The 1,936-nt window shown below is 29.5% G+C and carries 2 protein-coding genes; both read right to left on the bottom strand.

Going from position 1 to position 1,936, the window contains the following annotated elements; translation table 11 throughout:
• Positions 1 to 54 precede the first annotated feature (54 nt).
• Positions 55 to 1,335 carry a methionine gamma-lyase family protein gene (locus tag NSA58_RS19660; RefSeq protein WP_039681067.1) on the bottom strand — a complete coding sequence of 427 codons (1,281 nt, stop codon included), beginning with the start codon at positions 1,333 to 1,335 and terminating at the stop codon, positions 55 to 57.
• Positions 1,336 to 1,658: 323 nt separating this feature from the next.
• Positions 1,659 to 1,907 carry an RNA chaperone Hfq gene (hfq, locus tag NSA58_RS19655; protein WP_039681066.1) on the bottom strand — a complete coding sequence of 83 codons (249 nt, stop codon included), beginning with the start codon at positions 1,905 to 1,907 and terminating at the stop codon, positions 1,659 to 1,661.
• Between the last annotated feature and the right edge of the window lie 29 nt (positions 1,908 to 1,936).

Genomic DNA, 1,936 nt, shown 5'->3' with positions numbered 1-1,936 from the left:
TTACAAAAAAAGCCTTAATACAATTATATATTAAGACTTTTTTTTATTATTATTCTATTTTTTTATTTTTTTAATATATTCCACTGCTTTTAAAGTTCCCATTTTTGAATGGTCAAATGTAAGTCCACCTTGGAAGTAAACATTATATGGCGGCCTAATTGGTGCATCTGCACTAAGTTCTATTGATGACCCTTGAATAAATGCTCCTGCTGCCATTATTACTTCATCTTCATAACCAGGCATTGCCCATGGTTCTGGTTTCACATAAGAATCAACTGGAGCTGCTGCTTGTGTTCCTTGACAAAATGCTATAACTTCCTCAGCATTTTTAAGTCTTACAACTTGTATAATATCACTTCTTAAATCATCGTATTTTGGAAGTACATCATATCCTAATTTTTCAAACATTCTAGCACAATATATTGCTCCCATTACTGCTTGAGATGTTACATAAGGCGCCATAAAGAATCCTTGTAGTACATTTCTTGTAGTTCCAAATGTTAAACCACATTCTTTTCCTATACCAGGAGTAGTTAATCTATAAGATATCATTTCAACTAGATCTTTTCTACCAGCTATATACCCACCAGTTAATGCAAGACCTCCACCTGGGTTTTTAATTAATGAACCAGCCATTATATCAGCACCAACTTCTGTAGGCTCTTTTATATCTAAGAATTCACCATAACAGTTATCAACCATTACTATTAAATCCTTGTTAACTGATTTAACAACATCTATAGCTTCTTTTATATCTTCTATTGATAATGATTTTCTCCAAGAATATCCTTTTGATCTTTGAATCATTACTAGTTTTGTTTTTTCGTTTATCTTTTTCTTAACACCTTCCAAGTCTATGTTTCCATCTGGTAAGAAATCAACATCATCATATGTAACTCCAAATTCCTTTAGAGAGCCTTTTTCTTCTCTTATTCCTATTACACCTTGTAAAGTATCATAAGGTTTTTCTGTAATAGACAATATTTCATCTCCTGGTCTAACAATCCCTTGTATACATAAACTTAAGGCATGAGTTCCATTTACTATTATTGGCCTAACTAAAGCATCTTCTGCTCCAAATACATCTGCATATATTTCTTCAATTTTTTCACGTCCAATATCGTTATATCCATACCCTGTCGTCCAGTTAAAGTGATTATCACTTAAATGAGCTCTTTGCATAGCTCTTAAAACTTTATATTGGTTAAATTCTCTTATTTCTTTTATTTTATCAAATTGATCTTTTATATCTTCCATTACTTCATTGGATAATTCAAAAGTTTCATCATCCAATCCGTAGTATTCTTTTAATAATTCACTTGTCTCTTTAAGCACTTAATCTCACCTATTTTCTTTTATTTGTCACTTTAAAAAGTTTATCATAGTAAAAATTTAACTTCAAGATTTAAAGTTAAAAAATTTGCTTAGCTTATATCATCAAAGATATATTCTTGTTACCACTTCGGATAAATCCGTTACTTAAAATTTGCTTTACTCATGTCGGCAAATTTGAGAAACATATCGCCTTCTTGTAAGTAAAAAGGCACTTATATCAACCCATAATTTATTGTAGGTTAATATAAGTACCTTTTAAACAATATAGTTACCTGAAAGCGTTTCATTGTTGATATAAGCAAATTAAATATTTATCTTTTATATTACTTTGCATTATTTTGATTTGTATTTTGTAAGTTTATACTTTTGCCTGGTACTATTGTAGAAACTGCATGTTTATAAATTAGATTTTGTTGTCTATTCTCACCTTCTAGTAATACTATATAGCTATCAAACCCCTTTACATATCCTTTAATTTGGACACCATTCATTAGATATATTGTTACAGGTACTCTTTCTTTCCTAGCATTATTTAAAAATAAATCTTGTAAATTTAAAGCAGTATTTTTCATTAACAATATCCTCCCGACTAAATTATATT

This window comes from Terrisporobacter muris, from assembly GCF_024621905.1.
In the GTDB taxonomy this organism is placed as follows: domain Bacteria; phylum Bacillota; class Clostridia; order Peptostreptococcales; family Peptostreptococcaceae; genus Terrisporobacter; species Terrisporobacter muris.
Note: the sequence above shows the minus strand (reverse complement) of the source record. Positions and strands in the feature narration are given on the sequence as shown.